Source organism: Rhodobacteraceae bacterium LMO-JJ12 (genome assembly GCA_021555075.1).
Classification (GTDB): Bacteria; Pseudomonadota; Alphaproteobacteria; order Rhodobacterales; family Rhodobacteraceae; genus JAKGBX01.
Window position 1 is genome coordinate 392,611 of record JAKGBX010000002.1, and the last position, 23,526, is coordinate 416,136.

The 23,526-nt window shown below is 58.8% G+C and carries 26 protein-coding genes; 14 read left to right on the forward strand and 12 right to left on the reverse strand.

Translation table 11 applies throughout. The annotated features are described in order from the left end of the window. Positions 1-5: 5 nt before the first annotated feature. On the reverse strand, positions 6-995 hold the full coding sequence (locus LZG00_13915; protein MCF3595086.1) for a YeeE/YedE family protein: 990 nt from the start codon (positions 993-995) through the stop codon (positions 6-8). Between the two features lie 31 nt (positions 996-1,026). Further along, complete coding sequence (locus tag LZG00_13920; protein ID MCF3595087.1) at positions 1,027-1,569, reverse strand: hypothetical protein; 543 nt, start codon at positions 1,567-1,569, stop codon at positions 1,027-1,029. A 397-nt stretch (positions 1,570-1,966) separates the two neighbouring features. Between LZG00_13920 and LZG00_13925 the strand changes: the two genes are divergently transcribed. After that, the gene (locus LZG00_13925) at positions 1,967-2,641 is read left to right on the forward strand and encodes a hypothetical protein (protein MCF3595088.1); all 675 of its coding nucleotides are present in this window, start codon (positions 1,967-1,969) and stop codon (positions 2,639-2,641) included. 55 nt (positions 2,642-2,696) lie between these two features. Here LZG00_13925 and LZG00_13930 read toward each other — a convergent pair whose 3' ends face one another. The 4 genes from LZG00_13930 to LZG00_13945 all read right to left on the reverse strand — a co-directional run bounded on the left by LZG00_13930 (position 2,697) and on the right by LZG00_13945 (position 4,878). Continuing rightward, positions 2,697-3,224 (reverse strand): hypothetical protein, encoded by a 528-nt coding sequence (locus LZG00_13930; protein ID MCF3595089.1) that lies wholly within the window; start codon positions 3,222-3,224, stop codon positions 2,697-2,699. A gap of 232 nt (positions 3,225-3,456) precedes the next feature. Then, positions 3,457-3,894, reverse strand: coding sequence for a hypothetical protein (locus LZG00_13935; GenBank protein MCF3595090.1), 438 nt, complete (start codon positions 3,892-3,894; stop codon positions 3,457-3,459). A 24-nt stretch (positions 3,895-3,918) separates the two neighbouring features. Continuing rightward, entirely contained in the window at positions 3,919-4,170 is a 252-nt protein-coding gene (locus LZG00_13940; GenBank protein ID MCF3595091.1) for a zf-HC2 domain-containing protein, read from the reverse strand. Between the two features lie 108 nt (positions 4,171-4,278). Further along, complete coding sequence (locus LZG00_13945; GenBank protein MCF3595092.1) at positions 4,279-4,878, reverse strand: sigma-70 family RNA polymerase sigma factor; 600 nt, start codon at positions 4,876-4,878, stop codon at positions 4,279-4,281. A gap of 759 nt (positions 4,879-5,637) precedes the next feature. Between LZG00_13945 and LZG00_13950 the strand changes: the two genes are divergently transcribed. The 7 genes from LZG00_13950 (at position 5,638) to LZG00_13980 (ending at position 11,896) form a co-directional block, all read left to right on the forward strand. Then, positions 5,638-6,084, forward strand: a complete 447-nt coding sequence (locus LZG00_13950) for a DUF302 domain-containing protein (GenBank protein ID MCF3595093.1) — start codon at positions 5,638-5,640, stop codon at positions 6,082-6,084. A 641-nt stretch (positions 6,085-6,725) separates the two neighbouring features. Continuing rightward, positions 6,726-6,923: a hypothetical protein gene (locus tag LZG00_13955; protein ID MCF3595094.1), complete on the forward strand. Its 198-nt coding sequence runs from the start codon at positions 6,726-6,728 to the stop codon at positions 6,921-6,923. A gap of 36 nt (positions 6,924-6,959) precedes the next feature. Further along, positions 6,960-7,229 (forward strand): DUF6522 family protein, encoded by a 270-nt coding sequence (locus tag LZG00_13960; GenBank protein MCF3595095.1) that lies wholly within the window; start codon positions 6,960-6,962, stop codon positions 7,227-7,229. Next, a complete protein-coding gene (locus tag LZG00_13965; protein ID MCF3595096.1) occupies positions 7,222-8,451 on the forward strand; it encodes a P-loop NTPase in 1,230 nt (409 codons plus the stop codon). The genes LZG00_13960 and LZG00_13965 overlap by 8 nt, the downstream gene beginning before the upstream one ends. Next, on the forward strand, positions 8,444-9,673 hold the full coding sequence (locus LZG00_13970; protein ID MCF3595097.1) for a NifU family protein: 1,230 nt from the start codon (positions 8,444-8,446) through the stop codon (positions 9,671-9,673). The genes LZG00_13965 and LZG00_13970 overlap by 8 nt, the downstream gene beginning before the upstream one ends. 433 nt (positions 9,674-10,106) lie before the next feature. Further along, entirely contained in the window at positions 10,107-11,771 is a 1,665-nt protein-coding gene (locus LZG00_13975; protein MCF3595098.1) for a cytochrome c oxidase subunit 1, read from the forward strand. Positions 11,772-11,833: 62 nt separating this feature from the next. Next, positions 11,834-11,896: a hypothetical protein gene (locus tag LZG00_13980; protein ID MCF3595099.1), complete on the forward strand. Its 63-nt coding sequence runs from the start codon at positions 11,834-11,836 to the stop codon at positions 11,894-11,896. A 271-nt stretch (positions 11,897-12,167) separates the two neighbouring features. On the opposite strand, the gene LZG00_13985 is transcribed toward LZG00_13980, so the two are convergent. The 3 genes from LZG00_13985 to LZG00_13995 all read right to left on the reverse strand — a co-directional run bounded on the left by LZG00_13985 (position 12,168) and on the right by LZG00_13995 (position 13,685). After that, on the reverse strand, positions 12,168-12,833 hold the full coding sequence (locus tag LZG00_13985; protein MCF3595100.1) for an FAD-binding oxidoreductase: 666 nt from the start codon (positions 12,831-12,833) through the stop codon (positions 12,168-12,170). A gap of 85 nt (positions 12,834-12,918) precedes the next feature. After that, positions 12,919-13,476, reverse strand: a complete 558-nt coding sequence (locus LZG00_13990) for a DUF488 domain-containing protein (protein MCF3595101.1) — start codon at positions 13,474-13,476, stop codon at positions 12,919-12,921. Beyond that, positions 13,476-13,685, reverse strand: coding sequence for a DUF2945 domain-containing protein (locus LZG00_13995; protein ID MCF3595102.1), 210 nt, complete (start codon positions 13,683-13,685; stop codon positions 13,476-13,478). Before LZG00_13995 ends, LZG00_13990 begins: the two co-directional genes overlap by 1 nt. 296 nt (positions 13,686-13,981) lie before the next feature. On the opposite strand from LZG00_13995, the gene LZG00_14000 reads away from it, so the two are divergent. The 4 genes from LZG00_14000 to lpdA are packed head-to-tail and all read left to right on the forward strand — an operon-like array spanning position 13,982 to position 18,898. Then, positions 13,982-15,208, forward strand: coding sequence for a 3-methyl-2-oxobutanoate dehydrogenase (2-methylpropanoyl-transferring) subunit alpha (locus LZG00_14000; protein ID MCF3595103.1), 1,227 nt, complete (start codon positions 13,982-13,984; stop codon positions 15,206-15,208). Between the two features lie 2 nt (positions 15,209-15,210). After that, the gene (locus tag LZG00_14005; GenBank protein MCF3595104.1) at positions 15,211-16,224 is read left to right on the forward strand and encodes an alpha-ketoacid dehydrogenase subunit beta; all 1,014 of its coding nucleotides are present in this window, start codon (positions 15,211-15,213) and stop codon (positions 16,222-16,224) included. 3 nt (positions 16,225-16,227) lie between these two features. Next, positions 16,228-17,502, forward strand: a complete 1,275-nt coding sequence (locus tag LZG00_14010; protein ID MCF3595105.1) for a 2-oxo acid dehydrogenase subunit E2 — start codon at positions 16,228-16,230, stop codon at positions 17,500-17,502. A 4-nt stretch (positions 17,503-17,506) separates the two neighbouring features. Then, positions 17,507-18,898 carry a dihydrolipoyl dehydrogenase gene (gene lpdA / locus LZG00_14015; protein MCF3595106.1) on the forward strand — a complete coding sequence of 464 codons (1,392 nt, stop codon included), beginning with the start codon at positions 17,507-17,509 and terminating at the stop codon, positions 18,896-18,898. Between the two features lie 425 nt (positions 18,899-19,323). Here lpdA and LZG00_14020 read toward each other — a convergent pair whose 3' ends face one another. The 3 genes from LZG00_14020 to LZG00_14030 all read right to left on the reverse strand — a co-directional run bounded on the left by LZG00_14020 (position 19,324) and on the right by LZG00_14030 (position 20,432). Next, positions 19,324-19,941, reverse strand: coding sequence for a hypothetical protein (locus tag LZG00_14020; GenBank protein ID MCF3595107.1), 618 nt, complete (start codon positions 19,939-19,941; stop codon positions 19,324-19,326). Positions 19,942-20,100: 159 nt separating this feature from the next. Then, positions 20,101-20,268, reverse strand: a complete 168-nt coding sequence (locus LZG00_14025) for a hemin uptake protein HemP (protein ID MCF3595108.1) — start codon at positions 20,266-20,268, stop codon at positions 20,101-20,103. After that, positions 20,265-20,432, reverse strand: a complete 168-nt coding sequence (locus tag LZG00_14030; protein MCF3595109.1) for a hypothetical protein — start codon at positions 20,430-20,432, stop codon at positions 20,265-20,267. The genes LZG00_14025 and LZG00_14030 overlap by 4 nt, the downstream gene beginning before the upstream one ends. A 191-nt stretch (positions 20,433-20,623) precedes the next feature. On the opposite strand from LZG00_14030, the gene LZG00_14035 reads away from it, so the two are divergent. Together LZG00_14035 and LZG00_14040 are read left to right on the forward strand one after the other, a co-directional pair. After that, positions 20,624-21,877 carry a peptidase gene (locus LZG00_14035; protein ID MCF3595110.1) on the forward strand — a complete coding sequence of 418 codons (1,254 nt, stop codon included), beginning with the start codon at positions 20,624-20,626 and terminating at the stop codon, positions 21,875-21,877. A 106-nt stretch (positions 21,878-21,983) separates the two neighbouring features. Then, positions 21,984-23,438 carry a c-type cytochrome gene (locus tag LZG00_14040; GenBank protein ID MCF3595111.1) on the forward strand — a complete coding sequence of 485 codons (1,455 nt, stop codon included), beginning with the start codon at positions 21,984-21,986 and terminating at the stop codon, positions 23,436-23,438. The last annotated feature ends 88 nt before the right edge of the window (positions 23,439-23,526 follow it).

The window sequence follows — 23,526 nt, forward strand, 5'->3', positions numbered from 1 at the left end:
AAATGTTACAGACTGGCGCGGCAAATATCGCCTTCGCAAAGGATGGTGGGGATCGGGCGACCGCTCGCGCGTCTCAAGGAGAGGGCCAGCGCGACGCCGATGATGATCGCCAGCCAGCTTGGCAGTGCATGAGGTGAGAGGGCGGGCAGGCCGAACAGGATCAGCCCGTCGTTGCCCCCGGGGATCAGCGCAGCGCCCATTCCCATCATGACCCCAGCCATGCCGTGGCGCAAAGCGGCCATGAGACGGAGGCGGTGCAACCGGAACGATCCGCGCAACACAGCCGAACCGACCATTCCCAGAAGCGCGGCTCCTGAGACCAGCCACAATGACGTGCTGTTGACGCAGCCGGACAAGGGCGCTGCCTGCACTGTGCAGAGCAATGTCGAGGTAAAGGACCACGTTGATCCCAACGCCAATATTCCGAAATTTGCCATCGCGACCAACGTCACGGACAGGGATAAGGGCCACTGCGTGGCACGCAATTGCCCCCATCCTTCGGCGTGCAGACGCCGCAGGATGTGCAAGCCGTGCCACGCCATCCAGGGCCCGATGGCGACCAGGAACCAAGCCGGGGCGCCGGGCGCTTGGACTGGCGGCTGGTGCAGCGCGGGCCATAACAGATGCACGCCGAGCATCCCAAGAGGCCAGCCCGCCAGCGTGAACAGCATGGCGACATGCCCATCGGCCAATCGCACCAGCGTGGAAAAGCTGCACGCTCCGTTCGCCCCGGCTCCAAGACCGAAGATCAGGCCGCCCAGCACAGCGCTTGCACTCATCGGCCAGTGCCGCAGGGCAACGCCGTCACTCAGCGTGCCCGCAATCGCGGCGAAGCCGAATACCCACATCGAGGCCTTCAGGAACGACCACAAGATCCAGCCGCGGCCCGAAGTCATCACCTCTGCCACCGCTTTGACGGCGCATAGCCCGGCCCGATGCGCCGAAACCCCAAGGATCACGCCCATGAGCAGGGACAAGGGCAAGATGTGTGACATGGGACCTCGGCGCGGGCTGGCTCACTCTGGCTTAGTTCGCCAGGTGGTCAGAGGTGAACACCATGTCGTCGCCCGCAGCCTTGTGACAGGCGATGCATCCCTCATCCATGCCTTTGGCCACCTTTCCGGCCATGGCCATGCCATTGGGCGTCTGGTCCAGTGATCCATCGGGCAGGTATTTGACCCAGAACCAGTCTCCGTCTTCGGGATCATATCCCGCCTCGCGACGAAACATGATGGTATAGGCGGCCAGATGGGTATCGGGGTCGCGCAAAACCTCGTCCTCGCTCACGCCGACGGGGCCGAAGTTGCGTTTCACGATCAGGTCGCCCTCATGCCCGTTGATCGTGGCGGTGGTATAGAACGTCTCCAGCATCATGCCATGCGGGTCGGTTCCCTCATAGGGTGAGGTTCGGATCATGCCCGGCCCGACCAGCCTACTCTCTTGCATATATGCCCAGATATCTCCGGCATAGTCCGCGTCTGCGGCAGAGCCGAAGGGCATGTCCTGAGCCATGGTTGCAGTGCCACCCAGCAACAGCGTCAGCGCAGCGGAAATCAGTGAACGTTTCATTGGTATCCTCCCGTTTATTGTCTTCTGGTGACTTGCGAGGGCGCCGAATGTTACGCAGCCACGCCTCACTCTTTCGTGAGGGTCGGGCCGCATCGAAGAACCTCGTCAACCGCGTTCACATTGCCGGGATACCGGGGGCTTTTTCTTTACTTCCCATCCACGGGCAAGACACTGGTTGCGGAAAGGGAGGTGACCATGAAGCGCTCTGTCCTGTGCCCGGTTCCTGCCGAACTTCCGCAATTTCCGCCGGTCGTGTCTGAATTTTGCACAGGCAACGCCGCAAGTGGAGAAGGGCGTTACACAGACGGCGAACCTGTCGACGGCATAGTCATGGATCGTAAGAGGCCGGGCAGCTCAAGGGCTGCCGCCGCTTGTTGCCGTTTTCTTAGGGGGTCGCATGGATGAGCTTCCCGAAGTGCCACAAGGCACCACAGGCGCCCGCGTATTCCGGGTCGTGCTGCGCCTGACCCTATTGCTGATAATGGTCTATTGCGTCCATCTGTTGGTCGCTTGGTTTTCAGCGCGCACTGCGGACATCCATCCCGGCGCGCAGGTCGGTATGTTGGTGGCGCTGCTCATGGTCTATGCGCTGCTGATTGCCGTCCCGTTCGTACCGGGGATTGAAATCGGCTTGATGCTGCTCGCAGTTGAGGGGGCATGGATCGCTCCGTGGCTCTATTTTGCCACGACAGCGGGTTTGTTGTTCGCCTACGGGGCGGGCGAGTGGGTGCCATATGCGCGCCTGCACCGGATTTTGGCCGATTTGCACATGCGCCGGGTCTGCACGTTGCTCGAGCGCATTCATCCGCTCAGCCGCGAGGAGCGGGTCACTCTGCTGCGCGACAATGCGCCCAAATGGCTGCGCCCGTTCATTTCCCGCTATCGCTACTTGTTCCTGGCCGGGGTCATCAATCTGCCAGGCAACGCGGTGATCGGCGGCGGGGGCGGCATCCTGTTCGTTACCGGCCTCAGCCGACTCTTCAAGCCAGCCGCCGTGGCCCTGACGGTTGCGTTGGCTGTGATGCCGGTGCCGCTGGCAGTCTGGATATTCGGTATCGACATAATCCCATAGCGGATTGCCAGAGCGACAATCTCTTTGCCCTCAGGTTACCCCTGATGCTGCGGCCCTATTCCCTGAAATATCTGGCGCAGATCCAGGGTGCTGCGTATGCCGATATCGGCATGGATCCGCTCCAGCTGATAGCGGGCCTCGTCCAGCCTGCCTCTTCGATCTGCCGCCCCACGAAATCGATGGCCCGCAACTCCTTGAGAAGGCTGGAGTTGAAGCTGATCTCGTTAACGCGGTTCTGAATTTCCTGCGCGGTTCGCGGCACGCCCTTGCGTTTGCTGGGATTGATCTGCACCACCACGATGTCGCCGGTGTCGGATCCGGCATGGAACGGAAACAGCGCCGGGTTGCCGATGTAACCACCGTCCCAATATGGCACACCGTCAATGATCACCGACTTGAAGATGTTGGGCAGGCAGGCCGGGGCCATCACCATATCCGCCGGCAGTAGGTGACTGTCGAATACCTTGACCTTTCCGGTTTCCGCATTGGTGACAGAAATGTAGAGTAGGATGCCGTGGCAGCTTTGCACGCAGGTGAAATCAACGCAGGATTCCAAGTTGTCTTTCAGCAGGTAATCCAGCACGTCTCAGGTAAAGGCGCCGTGGGCACCGCCCCCTTGTAGGGCCAAGTTGATCCGCTTGGGTTTCGCAGCGGGTGTTTTGCGCGGATGGTTCACAATCTTTGCCATCACTGCACTGCCTCGCCATCGGCCAAAGTGGCGCCGTTCGCGCCGGGGAAACGGTGCTTCTTGCTATACATAGCATGTCTCCTGTTGAGGGTTCGGGCGGCAGGCGTGCCTGCCGCACCGCTACAGTTCAGGAATACGCCGGCTTGGGTGCGACGAGCATGCGAAACACGATTCCCAGCACGGCCCCGTAAATGACGTGCAGCACCAGCGTCATCATTGGTCCCATGATCCCGAAGGCCATTCCGAAGAGTCCGGCTCCTGCCATCGGCATGACCATGATCATCATGCCAAACCAGGCGGCAATGCCGAATACGATGCCCTTGATCAGCGCCGAACCACCCGGGATCAGACCGTAAAGCAGCACAAACCCGCCGCCCCAGGCCACCGTGCCAATGATGAAGTGGCCCAGCCACCCCATTGCGGCGGGTGCACCCATCATGGTGCTGAGCATGGCGATAACATCGAGTTCCGGCATGACGCCCATCATGCCCTTGGCAAGCATCATGACCGACAAAACGACGGTCGCTACGAAACCGGCGACGAGGCCGGCTGTGATCTTGTTCATGGTATGGTTCCTTTCGCGGGGGCCTCAGCCGCCCTTTTGCTTCCCTTCGTGAAGCTGGGAAAGGATAGCGCTGATGTGGTCGTCATCGGCCTCATCATGCGTAGCGGCTACAGGCAGGCTTTCAGTCAGATTGCGGGTCGTCCGCATCTGGCCGATGAACCGGCCGCACCCTTTGCACATCGCAAGATGTAGTTGCATCTGAAGGGCTTCCCATGTGCTCAGCTCTCCGTCGATCAGGGCGCTGGCGCGGGCTGCTACTTCCTGGCAATTCAACATTTGGCGGTGTCCTTTTCACGTGCCTCACATGAACAGGACAAACGAAACCCCGCCGCGTTACACGTGTCTGAAAAATAGTTCAGTCCCGGCGACATGCAAGACCTCATGTCACATCAGGCCATCGAGAGCAGCGCGAACGCCCAGACGTGCCCGGTGCAACAGAACCCGCATGTTACCTTCGCTGATACCAAGGATGGTGCAGACTTCTTCGGCCTCCATCCCCTGTTGTGCGCGTAAAATGATCACGGAGCGCTGGCCAGGCGGCAGAGTTTCGATCGCAGCATTCACATGGTCCATCACGTTGCGTCCGGCCAGAATGCGCTCGGGGGTCAGGGTTTCCCAAAGTTCGGGCATATCTTTCCAGCGCCCCCGGCCATCAAAGGCCGCCGTCAGATTGTCGTCCTCGCCCGCACCATCAAACGAGACGATGCGCCCGTCGCGCTTAGCCCGGCTGCGGGCCTTGTTCATGAGGATCGAGAAGATCCAGCTTGCCAGTGAAGAGCGCCCCTCAAAACCTGAGATGCTTTTCAGAACCGCGATCCAGGTTTCCTGGGCTACCTCTTCAGCCGTCGCGCGGCTACGAACGATACCTGTCGCGACGCGGATCAGGGTTGTATTATGTTTGCGGTAAACCTGCTCGAATGCAGCCCTGTCACCGGTGGCAAGCAGTTCAACCAGCGCCGCTTCCCTCTTCCGTGCAGTCGGCATCGCAATCTCCCCAAAGTTTTATTTCACTAAGCAGAACAAACGCTCAGAAAGTCCAGCGACGAGTGGGCACGCTCAAAGTATCGTGAAATCCTGTGTCTTGAATTTGGTAGATCCGCCAAGCAGGTGTGAAGCGTCGGTCGCTGCCTGACAGGGGCATTGGCAGGGCGCTGAACCATCCGCAGCGATCGGCACGAAAATCTTATTGCCCAGTTCATGGGTGAATGGCGGCGAAAACCCCGATGGGCTGCCGTAAATCTGCACCCTGCCGTCTTTATCGGCAACCTACCACCTCGTGACGCAGACAACTACGGCTCTTGCGATCATCAGGTGAGAGGCGAGCAAATGAAGCGAAGTCTGGCAGCCGCCACTTGTACCGCTGACAAATGCCACATGAACGGCCCCCACGTTGCGAAACTTGCCTGACCGGTTTGTCGCTGCGTTGCAGCTGTCCGAACCAGCCATTCATGATAGTCGCAGCATTCTGGTTGGGTTTAGGCAGGGAATATCGCCAAGCGCAGGTTGCAGCGCTCCAGATTGAAGAGTGGGTTGAACGCGATTAGCGGATGATATCAGCTACAACCAAAGTGGCCGCTATAAGTCGAAGCTTCGTGCTCGCCGTGTAGCCGAGCTTGTGAGATTCAAGACTGTGCTGAGGCTCCTCTTGTGTGATCACGGGAGTTTGAGGCCCTTGTTGTGTGATCCCGGTATTAGTGGGGCCCCAGGTAGTGTTAATGTGGGCACTGAAAAAAGGAGCATTCAATGAAACATTACATCGCCGCAACCATCATCGCACTTTCGACAACGGCAGCATGGGCAGAAGATATGACCAAAGCTTCCCCATTGTCGGTCAATGATACCATCGACAGCCTTGAAGCTGCTGTAACAGGGGCGGGCGCAACGGTTTTTGCGCGCGTTGATCACGCAAAGGGTGCAGAAAGCGTGGGTAAATCAATCCCGGATGCGACGTTGCTGATCTTTGGAAACCCTGCATTGGGCACATTGGCGATGGAAGCGGATCTACGTGCCGGTTTGGTATTGCCGCTGCGTGTGCTGGCTTATCAGGACGCCGACGGCAACACCCAGCTTGTGTGGTCTCCTGCCGAAGATTTATTTGATGGCCTGAATATCCCGGCAGACTCAGAGATCATAACCAAAGTGAATGGCGCGCTGAAGGCGCTGACGGACAAAGCTACGTCAGCAAAGTGACTTGGCGCTGTCTGTGGGTTCGGTGAAATCCGGAAATAATTCTCACGAAATATGAGGCGGCTTCGGGGCGCGCGCGTGTGCCACGGCGTGCCCGGAGGCGCTTTGCGATGCGGTAATGCGGATTATGGACTAATCGTTTCAGCTTGGCAGAAACCGTCGAGCAATATCGTGAGCGATCCGTTCTGGCCGACGGGTGAGTTACAGGCCTAAGGGTTAGTACCTCGATCCAATAGGAAATCTGGCCGAAGAACATGAGTCTATCTGTTTGATCGCAATTGTCGTTCGCAGAGAAAAATCCCAAAAATGGTATGCCAAGACTTCGGTGTTGTAAGAAACCAGCATAGATCTCGGTGGTGTCAGGCCCCCGCAACCAGTTTTAGCGCACTTTTGGTGACAAATGACTCTGCCCGAGGCTGAGCCTGTCCCACATGGGCTGTGATATTACCGACAAATTCGATCTGAACACCAATGTCAAACCAGGTTGGTGTGGAACCGTTTTTCGTATCAGATCCGCGAAGCCGTCGTCGAGTTCGCGCTCGACCATTAGGGCCTGAGACCGCACACAATAGATATTGGTATTTGTATTACCTATTAGGCTCCTGTATAATCGGCATTATGAATACCAATTGGTGGAGGCACACATGCGTCTTGCGGCTTATGCCGACTACGGGTTGCGGATAGTGATGCGACTGACTGACCAACAGGCAGGCATCGACGATGCCGTGCCGACTGTGCAGATCGCCAGCGAATTTACAACCGCCGAATGCTTCGGTACCGATGACGGACACTGCCTGTTGAAGCTGCGTTGCGATCTGGAACCGCAAATCGCTGCTGACTGAATTTCAGATGACGAGCTTGGGTCGAAGGAGAGGTCGATGTTGAGAATTGCACTTCCGGCTGACAGGACGGTGATTGATATGGCAGCCGTTGCCAATGCTTTTGGCATTAGCGTCAAAGATCTGCAGGATGGAATACATATCGGCACCATCAGCCGATGGTTCGAAGTGGGTGAAGGCAGTGAGGATAACAAGCCTCAGCGGATTTTGGCCTCAGAAGAACTCGGAATTCGAGTCGATGTGGATGAATACGGCAACGTGCGATCCGCCCGCAAAATTGACAATAACTTGGGAAAAAATCATGCCTGATCAACTAGACTCGACCAATACCGATGCAACCGCACCGCGCCGCGAATCCGTATCGGACGGGTCGCGCTCCGGGCCCCATGGGAATCTGGGACGTATGATAGCGATCGCAAGCGGCAAGGGCGGGGTGGGCAAGTCCACAGTTACTGCCAACCTTGCGGTGATGCTGGCTCAACGCGGCCTGCGCATCGGGCTGGTGGATGCCGATCTCTACGGCCCCTCGATTCCTGGCATGCTTGGCATCCTTGCCGACAAGCCTCCGGCGATGACGCCCGAAAAAAAGGTAATTCCCGCCGAGGCGCACGGGGTCAAGGTGATCTCGATGGGAATGCTCACCGGCGATGATGAACCGGCAATCCTGCGGGGCCCGATGGTGACAAAATATCTGCGGATGTTCATCACGCAGGTGGAATGGGGCGAGTTGGATATCCTGCTGCTCGATCTGCCGCCGGGCACAGGCGATACGCAACTGACGCTGGCGCAGGCGTTTCCTTTGACTGGTGCCGTCGTTGTTTCCACGCCCCAAGATGTCAGCCTCAAGATCGCGCGGCGCGGATTGCGGATGCTGGAAAAAGTAAACGTGCCAATCCTCGGGATTATCGAAAACATGAGCGGCTTTACCTGCCCTTCCTGCGGCGAGGTCACGCATATTTTCCATAAAGGCGGGGGCGAGCTTATCGCAGACAGTCTCGCTGTACCCTATCTTGGCGCCATTCCTCTTGATCCGGCGATTGTCGATGGTGGTGACAGCGGCGTGCCGTTGGTGGCGACCGCGACAGACAGCCCGGCGGCTCGGGCTTACGCCGCTATTGCCGATGTGCTGATCGGAGGTACGGGACAAGACGCCGGTTTGCAGGTGCCGTTCGACTGGAACATCGCGACGGGAGCCGGTCATCCTGCACCAGCACCGGAAGGCACCGCGACGGACCGGCCGCTGGCATTGGATTATGACGCTACGGGCCTGACGATAAGATGGTCCGATACGGTCCAGAAGATCGACCCGCGTGACCTGCGATTGTCCTGCCGTTGCGCGGTTTGCCGCGATGAAGTGAGCGGCAGGCCGCTTCTGAACCCGGACACACTTCCACTGGATGTGGCCCCGACCAGGATCTGGAGCGTCGGCAACTATGCGCTCGGTGTGGCCTTTAGCGATGGGCATAATTCGGGGATTTATAGCTATCCCGCGCTGCGCGAGATCGAAAGCGCCGAGGTCGAGGATGTCTGACACAGGACCACGGCGGCGCATCCGGGCCCAGGTTTCGCTGCGTGATCCGGCCACAATGCGCTTTATCCTCGACGCACCGGTCCAGCAAGGGCGCGCGGCCAGCTTTGATGCGCCGACGGATGAGGCCCCTTTGGCGCGGGATCTATTCACAATTGACGGTGTGATGCATGTGCAGGTGACGGGCGAGACGATCCTTGTGACGCGCGCAACCGGCCACGACTGGCAGGTGCTCAAAGGTCCCATCGCCGCAGCGATCCGCACGGTTCTGGACAGCACCGACCAGCCACTCGGAGACGGAGCGGCGACACCAGCCACTGCAAAACGCGACGCCGAGCTTTTGTCCTCAATCACTAAATTGCTCGACGCCAAGACAAACCCTTCGATTGCCAGTCATGGCGGCCACGTCAGCGCAGAGAGCGTGGAGAACGGCACCGTTTATCTACGTATGTCCGGCGGCTGCCAGGGCTGCGCCTCTTCGGCGGTGACGCTGCGCCAAGGTGTCGAGACGATGTTGCGCGCCGCCTTGCCGGCAATCCGCGAGATTGTGGATGTGACCGATCACGCCAGCGGGCAGAGACCGTATTACCGAGGCACATTGGGGCAAAGCCCACTCTTTAAGCGCCCGGTTCCCCCCGATGTTTTTTCCTGGGAGGGAGATCAGGTGAGGATCGCCCCGAGCTATCTTGCACCGCGTCTCGGGCTGAAAGCAGAAGATTTGCAGGCCGGTTTTTCGCGCGGCGAGATTGTCATCGAAACCGGCCCTGGCCCCCAACCGGAGGCGACTCGAGTAGTTGTTCGCAGCGCTCAGAGGGCATGGGCGGCCGACATTGCGCCCGACGGCACCGCACAAGAAGTTCCGCCGCCACGACAGCCATCGGCAGCAGGACGCACGCCGTCTCTGCCTGATCGGGTGCGGGCCTACCTTGAGGACCTGTCGATCGAGGAGGTGCCAATTGCTTATGGGCGTCTGGCACGCAAATTGGGGATGTTCGCGCCGGGCTCGATCCGCAAGATCACTGACGCGCTGGAGGTCACAATGCGCGAGGATTGCGAGGCAGGCAGGCCGTTTGTCGCGGCGCGTGTCGTAGGCCGTGGCCCTGAACGGCTCCCCGGCAATGGGTTCTTTGACCTAGCTGACGCTCTGGGGCGGGGGCCGCATTCTGGTGAGACGAAACAGGCCTGTTATCACAGGCTGCTGACGAGCAGCTTTAATCCGGATTGACTTAAAAGCAATCAGCATTGGCGTTTCTTAAAGTGGTATTGACAATGCATATTTTAGTGCGCATTAATAGGTATTACAAAATCCAATTCAAACGATGTGCTGACCGTATGCAAATGGTCTCGCCCGGCCAGCGCGACAGCGGAGCGTTTCATGTCCTGTGATCCAGACCAGTCTTGCACTCGGCCTGTTGGCAGCATTGTTCCGACACTGGCGGGCATATGGGCTGGGGTAATCGGTTTTTGCCGATGGTCCGAATCTGATTTTAGCGGCCATGGCGGGATTGGACAGTATCTGGACCGGCCTGGCCGTCTGGCCCATGCTTGGGCCCGTGTTGGAGCGGTGCGTGTTTACCTGAATAGCAATATCTATTTCTCGCGGTTCGAAGCCATGCCGCACAACTGACTTCAACCGCCCATCGAGATGGGAGGATCCGATGCACGAAACAACAGTGAACCAGGGCTACAACGAACGTGGTTTCTTCATCAGATGGTTCATGTCGACGAACCACAAGGATATCGGAATCCTCTATCTGTTCACCTCTGGGGCCATCGGGGTGGCTGCGGCGTTGCTGTCGGTCTTCATGCGCCTCGAACTGATGGATCCGGGCGTGCAATATCTCTGCCTGGAAGGCATGCGCTTTTGGCCGTCGGCCGCGGAGTGCACGCCCAACGGGCACCTGTGGAACATCATGATCACCTATCACGGCTTGCTGATGATGTTCTTCGTGGTGATCCCGGCGTTGTTCGGCGGCTTTGGCAACTATTTCCTGCCGTTGATGATCGGCGCGCCCGACATGGCATTTCCGCGGCTCAACAATCTCAGTTATTGGCTGTTCATCGCCGGGGCGACGCTTGCTTTCGCCTCGTTTTTTGCACCCGGCGGTGATGGCTCGCACGGGGCCGGGGTCGGCTGGACACTCTATGCGCCGCTTTCGGTGCTGGATGGCGGCATGTCGATGGATCTGGCGATCTTTGCGATCCATCTATCGGGAGCCAGTTCGATCCTCGGCGCGATCAATATGATCACCACCTTCCTCAATATGCGCGCACCTGGCATGAGCCTGTTCAAGGTGCCGCTGTTTGCCTGGTCGGTCTTTGTCACCGCTTGGATGCTTCTTATGGCCGTGCCGGTGCTGGCCGGTGCTGTCACCATGCTGCTGACCGACCGCAACTTTGCAACCACCTTCTTTGACCCCTCGGGCGGCGGCGATCCGATGCTTTATCAGCATCTGTTCTGGTTTTTCGGCCACCCGGAGGTCTATATCGTCGTGTTGCCCGGTTTTGGCATTATCAGCCACGTGGCCGCGACCTTCTCCAAGAAACCGATCTTCGGCTATCTGCCGATGGTTTGGGCGCTGATAACCATCGGTGCAGTGGGTTTTCTGGTTTGGGCGCATCACATGTTCACCTCTGGCATGTCGATCTCCCAGCAGAGCTTTTTCCAGATTGCCTCGGTCACGATTGCGGTGCCGACGGGCATTAAGATATTCTCGTGGCTGGCAACGATGTGGGGCGGGTCAGTCGAGCTCAAGACGCCGATGCTTTTTGTCATCGGGTTCATTTTTCTGTTCACCATGGGCGGTGTAACCGGCGTTGTCATAGCACAGGCCAGCGTAGACCGGGCCTACCACGATACCTATTATGTGGTGGCGCATTTCCACTACGTGATGAGTTTGGGAGCAATTTTCGCGCTGATCGCCGGGGTGTATTACTGGCTGGCCAAGATGTCGGGGCGACAATACCCGGAATGGGCCGGCAAGCTGCATTTCTGGATGTTCTTCATCGGTGCCAACCTGACGTTCTTTCCCCAGCATTTTCTTGGCCGTCAGGGCATGCCGCGGCGCTATGTCGACTATCCGGAAGCTTTTGCCTATTGGAACGAGGTGTCGAGCTGGGGCGCGCTCTTGTCTTTCACGTCACTGCTCTTATTCATCGGAATCGTGTTTTACACCCTGCTGGCGGGCAAGCGCGAGACCCGGGCGAATTACTGGAATGAATACGCAGATACGCTGGAATGGACGCTGCCGACGCCGGTGCCGGAACATACCTTCGAGCAGTTGCCTCAACCGGAAGATTGGGACCTGCGGCCCGCTGAATGATTATCAATTTCTAAAGCCATGCGTCCGACGAGCGGACCTCTCTGGCGTGGGTGCGCACGGTGGTGGGGATCGTCGGATTCGGTCTGGCGGCTGCACGATTGTCCGATCATCCCAGCCCGCTGTAGTCTGAAGTGTTGATGCTCGTTACTGGGGCTGTGGTGATTCTGATCGCCTGGCTTCGGATGCGGCGTGTGCACCATCGGATCGACGATCCCGATCGTTTGCCTGACGATTCATCGCTGGCCGATTTATTCCTGTTGCTATTGATCCTGGCACTTTTCCTCCTGCTGGGGAGCTTTGTGATCAATGTCAGGTGGCGCGAACATGGTGTCGCGGGGGAGTGCGTCGTAAGGGGCGCGGTCAAGCCGGATGGTCGCGGTGCGAGCGTCTGGCGTCTCAGAATTCCTCTTCGATGATCCGATCATCCGGAACGCCCAGATCATGCAGTGCATCGCGGATTGCATCCATCATCGGCGGCGGGCCGCAGAGATAGCAACGGCTATCGTCGCTTACGAATTGGCGCAGATAATTGCGATCGAGCCTTTGCTGCGGCACACTGGCACCGGGTTCGTCAACCACGAAGGCAGTGGTCAGACCCGTCATCGTCTCGAACTTGTCGCGCCAGATGATGTCGGCCTCGGACTTGTTGGCAAATACCAGCGTGGATCCTTCAAGCGTGCCGTGATCTTGCAGTCGCTTGCGCAGCACCGCGATCATTGGTGTGACACCGGCGCCACCGGCAATAAATACTCCCGGCCCCTGATCCGAGATGGCGCCGAACGGGCCTTTCATTTCCAGGTCGGCGCCCGGCCGCAACTTGCTGATCTGCTCAGTGACGCCGTGATGCTCGGGGTAGGATTTGATGACAAATTCCAGGTTCGGTTCACTCGGCAATGAAACCGGTGTGAAGGGGCGGCCTTCATCCTTCCAGCCGTCCTTGAGGACAAATAGTTCGACGCCCTGACCGGGTGAATAGTCAAACTCGTCGGGGCGGTCGAAAACCAGATGATAGGTGTCATGGGTGACAGGCTCGATCTGTTTAAGGGACAAGTGATGTTTCATGGGAGGACTCCTTTGTTTGTCAATCCGCGCTTTTGCTATCGGATTCGGCTCGGATAGTTGTCGTCAGGCATACGAACCCATTTGTTCAGCTATGCTCCTCTGCGCTGGTGGTCACCGGCGGGTAGACCACGGTGCCATCGGGCCGCCGTTTGGCACCGGGCGTTAGCCTTGCCGGGTCTTGGCGGCCTGGCCCCATCAGGTGAAACACCTCGAGCCCATCCAGCAGGAGATAGTCGGTGATGATGCGCCTATGACAGCGCCACCAGACGGCTTCGGCGCACATAATCGCGACGCGACGGTGGCTGCCAAGCGCAAGCAGGTTGGCATAGGCGCGTCGGAAAGGTTCGGACAGAGCGTAATCGGCGTAGTTCTGAAAGCTACGGTTGTGCCAGAAGGCGTTGAACGAGTCTGGCACATCCTGCTGTATATTGCGCCGCCCGCCAAGATCGGGAAAGTGGCGGTAGCCGATCTGATAGGTGTTCAGCTGATCGGGAAGACTTTCGATATTGAAGGCCGGGTAGTTTCGCGAATGTGGAAAGCTGCGTACATCGGCGACGGACTGCACCCCCGCCTGATGTAGAATGTCGGCGAACGTGGCAAGACTGCGGTTCGAATGCCCGATTGTGCGGTACCCACACTGCATCACTTGATCTTCGTGAGCGCGCTTCCCTTGTGGGCGGCTATATGGTCGGTTTTGTCGCTTGCGATCTCGTATTGTGGATCATCTTTCGACGCGCGCCGCTTGTGGCCCTTGTAGTCGAAATCGCTGGTGTGGATCTTGGTGATTTCGCCCGTCACGTATCCGGCTTCGGAATTCCATTTGACATGATCACCCATCTTGAAATTGGTCATTTCTGGCCTCCTTTTCAAGTCAACTGTTTTGCGGGCGCGCGAGTTCCCCGAATGTGGCGATTTGTCGGAGGTTTTTCGGGGTGTGGTTCGAGATCCCTGGCAGTCTTTGTTGGAAATCTGTCCAGCTGTTAACGGTTTTTCCAGCGGCGCGAAGGTGTGCGCGTTGGGCCTTAGGTGCGGTGCAGGTAAATTGCAGATCGACTAATTGCGGAAACTGCCCTTTTGCAAACCTCATTGATGTCATATGTTGGAGTTGCTGTCGTCCTTTCGCCCATGGAACCGTAAGGAAACTCGTCATGCCCACACCACTCAGCCTGCATGTCCCCGAACCGGAGGTTCGCCCTGGTGGGGTTCCGGATTTCACCAAGGTGCATATCGCGCCAGCCGGAGAGGTGGACTGCCCACCCGTCGACGTCGATCCGAGCGAAATCAGGGACATGGCGTTTTCCATCATCCGCGTTCTGAACCGCGAGGGTGAGGCGGTTGGTCCCTGGGCGGGCTCGCTGAGCGATGAGCAACTGGTCGAGGGGCTTCGCCACATGATGCTGCTGCGCGCATTGGATGCCCGGATGATCATTGCGCAGCGGCAGGGCAAGACATCATTCTATATCCAGCATCTGGGCGAAGAGGCTGTCAGCACTGCTTTTCGCAAGGTTCTCAAAAAGGGCGATATGAATTTCGCCACCTACCGGCAGGCAGGTCTACTCATCGCGGATGGTTATCCGCTGGAGACCATGATCAACCAGATTTATGCCAATTCCGAAGATCCGCTCAAGGGGCGGCAATTGCCGACACTCTATTCGGTGCGCGAACAGGGGTTCTTTACCCTGTCGGGCAATCTGGCGACCCAGTTTCCGCAGGCAGTTGGCTGGGCCATGGCCTCGGCAATCAAGGGGGAGACAAACATCGCCGCGGGTTGGATCGGTGATGGATCAACCGCCGAGAGCGATTTTCATGCAGCACTGGTATTTGCCTCGACGTTCAAGGCGCCGGTGGTGCTGAACGTGGTCAACAATCAGTGGGCGATCTCGACCTTTCAGGGCATTGCGCGCGGCGGGGTTGGCACATTTGCCGCCCGTGGTCTGGGCTATGGCATCCCTTCGCTCAGGGTGGATGGTAATGACTATCTGGCGGTTCACGCGGTAGGGCAGTGGGCAGCAGAGAGAGCGCGCCGCAATCTCGGCCCGACGCTGATCGAGTATGTGACCTATCGCGCCGGCGCGCATTCCACCTCGGATGACCCAAGTGCCTATCGCCCGAAAGAGGAATCCGCCGCCTGGCCGCTTGGTGACCCGGTGATCCGGCTCAAGGCGCATCTGATCGTCAGAGGGGTGTGGAGTGAGGACCGCCATGCCCAGCTTGAGGCGGAAATGCTCGACACGGTGATCGCCGCGCAAAAGGCTGCCGAAACGCATGGCACGATGCATTCAGACAACCGCCCCTCGGCGCGCGATATGTTCGAAGGGGTCTATGCCGAGATGCCGCCACACCTACGGCGACAACGCCAGGAATCGGGGGTGTAGACGTGGCACGCATGACGATGATCCAGGCTATCCGTGACGGGATGGATGTGGCGATGGGCCGGGACGAAACGGTCGTGGTTTACGGCGAAGATGTGGGCTATTTCGGCGGCGTCTTCCGTGCCACGCAGGGCTTGCAGGAGAAATACGGCCGCCACCGTTGTTTTGATGCCCCGATTAGCGAGAGCGGCATCGTCGGTACTGCCATCGGCATGGCGGCCAACGGGATGCGCCCCTGCGTAGAGATCCAGTTCGCTGATTACATGTATCCCGCCTATGACCAGATCACCCAGGAAGCGGCGCGCATCCGCTATCGCTCGAACGGGGATTTTACCTGCCCGATGGTCATTCGTATGCCGACGGGTGGCGGTATCTTTGGTGGGCAGACCCACAGCCAAAGTCCGGAGGCGCTGTTCACTCATGTCGCAGGACTCAAAGTCGTAGTGCCTTGTAACCCTTATGACGCGAAGGGATTGTTGATTGCTGCGATCGAAGATCCCGATCCGGTGATATTTCTCGAACCCAAGCGCCTCTATAACGGGCCATTTGACGGGCATTATGAACGCCCCGTAACCGGGTGGGGCAAACATCCTGACGGCGAAGTGCCCGAAGGACATTACACAGTGCCGCTGGGACAGGCCCGAGTCATGCGCGTGGGGCGCGATGTGACCATTCTGGCTTATGGCACCATGGTGCATGTGGCCCTGGCCGCCGCCGAAGATACTGGCATCGACGCCGAAGTGATCGATCTGCGCACGTTGCTGCCCTACGATCTGGAGGCGATCACGGACTCGGTGCGCAAGACTGGGCGCTGTGTCATCGTGCATGAGGCGACGCTGACCTCGGGGTTTGGTGGGGAACTGGCGGCTCTGGTCGCTGAGCATTGCTTTTACCATCTCGAAGCGCCGATCCGTCGCGTGGCAGGCTGGGATACGCCTTATCCGCATGCCCAGGAGTGGGATTACTTTCCCGGCCCCGCCCGTGTCGGCGATGCCCTCAAACAGACGATGGAGGCCTGAGACATGGGCCAGCATACGATAAAGGTGCCGGATGTCGGCGAGGGTATCGCCGAGGTGGAACTGGCGGAATGGAACGTCGCGGTTGGCGATCTGGTGCGCGAGGATCAGATACTGGCGGCGGTGATGACGGATAAGGCGACGGTCGAGATACCATCGCCCGCCGATGGCAAGGTGCTTTGGCTGGGGTCTGCCCCCGGCGACAAGATGGCTGTCGGCGCCCCCCTTATCCGGCTGGAAGTGGCGGGCGAGGGTAATACCGAAACCACGCCGGAAGACTCCACGCCCGAGGTTGCACCCAAGCCGCGTGTTGAGGCGCCTGATACAGTCGAATCCCAAGCGCCGGAGCGCCCGGTTTCCGCTGTCTCGTCACCCGACACGGGTGGCGCTCATCTGCCACGTCCCGAGGGAGAAAAGCCGATGGCGTCGCCATCGGTGCGGGCGCGGGCACGCGAGTCGGGCATTGATCTGCGTCGCGTCGCCGGCAGCGGCCCGGCCGGGCGGATTACCCATGAGGACCTTGACCGGTTGTCAGTCGCTCCCGATCTGGTGGGGCAGACAGCGAGCTATCAGCGCAATACGTCGGTCGAACAGATTAAGGTGATCGGGTTGCGTCGCAGAATTGCGGAAAAAATGGCCGAGGCCTCCGCAAGGGTTGCTCCGATCACCTATGTCGAAGAAGTCGACATGACCGCGCTGGAAGAGCTGCGCGCTAGCCTCAACAGGGAGCGGAAGGAGGAGCAGCCAAAACTGACGCTGCTGCCGTTCCTTATGCGGGCGATGGTGCGGGCGATTGCCGCACAGCCGCGTTTGAATGCGCATTACGACGACGAAGCGGGCATCATCAAGCAAAGTGGCGGCGTGCATATTGGCATCGCGGCCCAGACTGACGCCGGGCTGATGGTGCCGGTCGTGCGTCATGCCGAGGCGCGTGATCTCTGGAGCTGTGCTGCGGAACTCAACCGCGTCAGCGAGGCGGCCAAGGCGGGCAGTGCCGCGCGCGACGAACTCACCGGCTCGACGATTACCATCACCTCGTTGGGTGCGCTGGGCGGGATCATGAGCACACCGATCGTCAACCGCCCCGAAGTGGCGATTGTCGGCGTCAACAAGATGGTCATTCGCCCCGTCTGGGATGGCAGCGGATTTACGCCGCGCAAGATGATGAACCTTTCGTCGAGCTTTGATCACCGGGTGATTGATGGCTGGGATGCGGCGGTGTTTGTGCAGAAGATCAAGACGCTGCTGGAGACCCCGGCGCTAATGTTTGTCGAGGGATGAGCCCATGAAGGATATTTCCTGCAAGCTTCTTGTGATCGGTGCCGGCCCAGGCGGTTATGTCTGCGCAATTCGCGCAGGACAGCTAGGTGTCGATACGATTATTGTCGATGCCTCGCCGCGCCCGGGTGGAACCTGCCTCAATGTCGGCTGCATCCCCTCCAAGGCGCTGATCCATGCGGCAGATGAATTCGCAGCTGCGACCGAGCGCGCGACCGGCGACGCGCTGGGCATCAGCGCGGGGAAACCCCAGATCGATCTGGCGCAGACGATGGAATGGAAAGACGGGATCGTTACCCGTCTTGTTGGCGGTGTCAGCGGGTTGTTGAAAAAGGCGGGTGTCAAACGCGTGACCGGCCCGGCAAGATTTCGCGATGGTCGCACGGTCGAGGTGCAAACTGATACCGGCGTTCAGGTGATCCATGCCGAGAACGTGGTGATTGCCACCGGATCTGCCCCGGCAGAGTTGGGAGCGATACCTTTTGGCGGGCGGGTGATCTCATCAACGCAAGCGCTGGCGCTGACTGAATTGCCCGCAACTCTCGCTGTGATCGGCGGCGGATATATCGGGCTGGAACTGGGCACCGTATTTGCCAAGCTTGGCGTAAAGGTCACTGTGATCGAGGCGGCTTCGCGCGTATTGCCACAATATGACGCCGACCTGACCCGCCCTGTGATGAAGCGGTTGAAGGAGATTGGCGTCAAGGTCGTGTGCGATACCAAGGCAATCGGGCTGACCGGGAAGGGAATGTTGCAGATCGACGGTCCCGAGGGAGAAAGCCGTATCAAGGCCGACAAGGTCCTGGTGACGATCGGGCGCAGGCCCGTTACCGATGGCTGGGGGCGCGATGAACTGGCTCTGGAAATGGAGGGGCCGTTTCTGCGCATTGATCAGCATTGCCAGACCGCAATGCGCGGAATCTATGCGATTGGCGATGTGACCGGAGAGCCGATGCTTGCACACCGGGCAATGGCACAGGGCGATGTGGTGGCGCGTATCATCTCAGGGCAACAGATGCAGTGGGATAAACAGGCTATTCCAGCGGTTTGCTTTACAGACCCCGAGATTGTCACCGTTGGGCTGTCGCCTGATCATGCCCGCGATACCGGACGCGAGATCAAAATCGGCATTTTCCCTTTCAGTGCCAACGGCCGCGCCATGACGATGCAGGCCCAGCAGGGCTTTGTGCGGGTGGTGGCGCGGGCCGACAATCATGTGGTGCTGGGAATTCAGGCCGTTGGAAAAGGGGTATCGGAACTTGCGGCGTCGTTCAGTATAGCTCTGGAGATGCAGGCGCGTCTGGAAGATATTGCCGCGACCGTTCACGCCCATCCGACCCTGGGAGAAGCGCTGCAAGAGGCTGCGATGGCGGCTCTTGGTCAAACACTGCACGCCTGACGTCATCGTGTAATATCCAAGTATTTGGTGATTTCTCGATCAGCATCGTGGGCATGCTCTTTGCGCATGAACTGACGGGCACCGCTCGCGCCCATGGAAAGACAGGCCGAGGAACATGAGTTCATCTGTTGATCGCAATTGTGGTTCGTGGACGGAAATTTTCAAAAACCACAATTCCCATACTTTGGGGGTATCAGGCCCCTACGGCCACTTTAAGCGACCTATTGGTAAAAACTGGCTCAGCCTCAGGCTGAGCCAGTCCCACAAGGGCAGTTATAGTACCATCAAAGTCGATCTGGACGCTGCAATCAGTTTCGTGAATTGTCACAGCCTCGATCATCTCGTCGTAGACCTCTCCTTCTTCCTCCCAAATCTGAGAGGTTAAGGGAAACGTCTCGTGCGTAGCGGCGTATCTGCAAGTGTCCTCAGGAGCCGAAGGCGACCGTGATCCCGAAATTGTAGATAGGTTTCGCGCTTTCGGACAGTTCGATCAGGACACCGGCCGATACATTCTCGGTGATGCCATACGAAATACCGGCCTCGCCATAGATGTCGGTGCCATCGTGGCCGACAAGGGCTTCGCCCGTGAAGCTTTTGCCCAGGCCGAACTCGGCACCAAGGCTGACATCGGTAGATTTGGCGGTGAGGTCACGGACAACTTCCAGCGTGCCGCCAACATCACCCGTGATCGGGAAATCAAGGGCCAGAGCCACCTCCTGCGAACTGAAACCGCTATCGTCGAGATAGATACGCGAATAGGAGGCGGTCAGGGCGGTATCGGTGCCGATATCGAAGGAATAGCCTAGGGTCAGGGTGATCTCGGCATTGTCGGCCGGATCCTGGTAGAGCGTTTCAAGTTCGGCGCCAACGAAGGCTCCGCCGTAGGAGAGTTCGACTATCATGATGCCGGTTGTTTCAGCCGTCCCGCCAGACGAGGATGCGACGTTGATGCCGGCTTCGCCAGACCATTCAAGTTCATTGGCCGACGCTGCCGCAGGTAGACCCAGTGCTATGACGCCTGCGAGCAGGATGTGCTTGTTCATTTTGTATTTCCTTTTGAGTGTTTGTCCCAAAGGGGCGTCTGGCTTGCCGCGCGCCAAGGGAAGGGTGTGCTGTGCAATTCAGCGTTTTGTATGCAGCAGTTGGAGTTGCTGCATATTTCGATCGGGTGGGCGCGATCTGGCGTTGTTTCGGCCCCCCGTTCATTTCGTAAGGATCAGTTTGCCCGCGCGGGTGATGCGTAGGGTGTAGAGTTGATCGCCAAGGCGGATCTGAACGGCCTGGTGGCCTTTCAACAGCTCTTGTGCGTCAAGTTCAGGGGCGACGGCTTTAATTGGCGAGGCTGCATCCACCGGCTTTTTTTGCGTCATACCAACCGGCCTCTCGTAAAGGTCAGGCGGTCGATCAACCATTCGCCGTCAGGCATCCGGAAGAGTGTTTCAAGCGGCACGCCATCCCGGGCCAGTACGAGCAAGTCGTCAACCGGCCTCTTCTCAATGGCGCGATTAGTGTTTTCAGTATGGTCAATGTGCATTTTGCGGCTCCGACAATGTGTCACGGGCTTCCCCAAAATGCAGCTCGGGGTGGCTGGTGTTCGGGCGTTTCTGATAAAATTGATCGGAATTGTCAATCCGATAAGTTTTGTCAGGAATATTTACCTGATGAAATAACTCAGATACCTGTGAGATAGTTTCACGAATCAATTCAAAAAGGACACTAGTCGCAATGACCCTGAAAATAGCACTCCCTCTGACCCTGCTTTTTGCCTTCCCGGCAGCTGGCGCAAGCGCCGCAGACCCCGGGGCGATTCTGAAGAACTATTCCGACATTGCTCATGCGGGATACGAGGACAGCCTGACTCTTGCCAAATCGCTTCGTGGTGCTGTTCAGGATTTGGTTGATGCACCATCGGACGCGACGTTGACCGCCGCCAAGCAGGCCTGGCTTGCCGCCCGCGTGCCCTATCAGCAGACAGAAGCGTTCCGCTTTGGCAACCCAACCGTCGATGAGTGGGAAGGCAAGGTCAACGCTTGGCCGCTGGATGAGGGTCTGATCGACTATATCGAAGGAGATGCGGGTGTTAACGAGGAGAATCCGTTCTCGACCGCCAACGTGATTGCCAACGCCAGCTTTGAAGTGGCGGGCCAGACCATTGATGCGTCCAACATCACGCCCGAGTTGATCGAGAGCCTGCATGAAATTGACGGGATCGAGGCCAATGTTGCCAGCGGCTATCACGCCATCGAATTCCTGCTCTGGGGTCAGGACCTCAACGGCACCGATCATGGCGCAGGTATGCGCCCCGCCAGCGATTTTGATACCGCCAACTGCACCAATGACAATTGTGATCGTCGCGCCGACTATCTTGTAGCGGCGACCGATCTGCTGATTTCGGATCTGGAGGACGCGGTGGCCAACTGGTCGGCAGACGGGCAGGGCCGTGCCGACGTGACCGCAGACGAGGCCAAGGGGCTTGTGATGGCTTTCACCGGTCTGGGGTCGCTGTCATATGGCGAACAGGCGGGCGAGCGCATGAAACTTGGCCTGATGCTGCATGACCCGGAAGAGGAGCACGACTGCTTCTCGGACAACACCCACAACTCGCATTACTATGACGGGCTGGGCGTGCGGAATGTCTATACCGGCACCTATGTTCGAGTTGATGGATCGGTGGTTTCAGGCCCCTCGCTGCATGATCTTGTGACAGAGCGCGACGAGTCGGTGGCCAACGCATTGATGAGTGATCTGAACACTACGATGATGGCGCTGGGTGCGATCCGCGACGTGGCCGAGGCGGGGACGTCCTATGATCAGATGCTGGCGCCCGGTGCGGCAGGTGGTGCTCTTATTCAGGCCGGGATTGACGGGTTGGTGGCGCAGACCCGCAATATCGAACGCGCCGTGGCGCTGGTTGGCCTTGACGGCGTGACCGTTGAGGGGTCTGACAGTCTTGATAACCCGAACGCCGTGTTCGAATGAGATTGCTTTGACTGCAAGGCTAACAAAATGGGGAGGCATTGTTTTTCTCCTCGCGGTGCTAGCGCTCTGCGCTAGCACTTTGCGTTCTGAGCAGCGCGTTCGGCACTTGGGCGAACCGCATCTGAGCAACGTGCCACGCAGCACGCAAGAAACGGAGCGGGTTGCCAGTGTGACCGCGCCCGCGCAGGACTTCACAGCCCCCGAGCCCTTCGAATTGCGCCCCGCTGGGGCCTCAACCCTGATCGCGCCACCGTCGGCGAAATCCTTCTATTCGCCATCTGCCGGTATCTCGGGTGAGCGTGAACTAGAGTTCTTCGTCGGGTTGTCTTTGTTCGAAAAGCTCTGGGTTGCCGCTCCGTCGGCGACAGTATCCAGCGACGGGCTGGGCCCGCTTTATAACGCACGGGCCTGCTCGATCTGTCATCCCGGAAACGGACGCGGCCGCCCGCCGGAGGGGGATGGAGATCGGGTTGGGTCGCTGTTCGTGCGGGCCTCAATCCCGAAGGCGGTTTCGGACCTGCCGCGCGAAGACTTGGCATTGTTGCCAAACGCACCCGAGCCGATTTACGGGTTCCAGATCCAGGACAAATCGGTGCCGGGCGTCCCAGCCGAGGGACGGTTGCACGTGACCTACGAGAGCGTTCCGGTGACCTTGGGCGATGGTAGCGTGGTCGATCTGCGCAAGCCGACGTATGATGTGGCCGCGCTTGGCTACGCAGCCTTGCACCCCGAGGCGGAGCTTTCCCCGCGAATCGCACCACAGATGATCGGGCTGGGGCTTCTCGAAGCGATTCCCGAGGCTGACATTCTGGCCCATGCCGACCCGGAAGACGCCGATGGCGATGGTATTTCCGGGCGTCCCAATGTGGTCTGGTCAGGGTTTTACGGCCAGTGGATGACGGGGCGGTTCGGGCTCAAGGCGGGGGCGCCAACGGTGCGGGCGATGTCGATGGAGGCGCTCAATTCCGATATTGGGCTTTCGAACCCCTATCGCACCGCCGCCACCGGTGATTGCACCGCGTTGCAAACCGAATGCATGGCCGCCCCCGATGGCAACACCCCGGCGCAGGAGAACCTTGAAGCGTCCACCGTGGTGATGGACCTGCTCACCCATTTTGCTCGCAACGTCGCGCCGCCACAGCGGCGCAATTTTGCGGCTCCAGAAGTGTTGAAAGGCAAGGCATTGTTCTACAATGCGGGCTGTGCGGACTGCCATATGCCGAAATTTGTCACCCACCGGCTGGAAGATCGCCCCGAGCAGAGTTTTCAACTGATTTGGCCCTATTCTGATCTCTTGTTGCATGACATGGGCGAAGGCTTGGCCGATAATCGGCCCGAATGGCAGGCGACGGGGCGCGAATGGCGAACCGCGCCGCTGTGGGGAATCGGGTTGACGGCAGAGGTCAGCGGGCACACAAACTTCCTGCATGACGGGCGGGCGAGATCTCTTCTCGAGGCCATCCTTTGGCACGGTGGCGAAGCCGAGAATGCTCGTGAAACCGTCCGCATGATGGACAAATCCGAGCGCGAAGCGCTCATCGCATTTCTGGAGTCGCTGTGAGATGTTGCATCGTTTGGTCTCTGCTCTGACCGGAATTTTCCTATTGGCAATGCCGGCTCAATCCCAGGTCGTCGAGATTGACCACGTC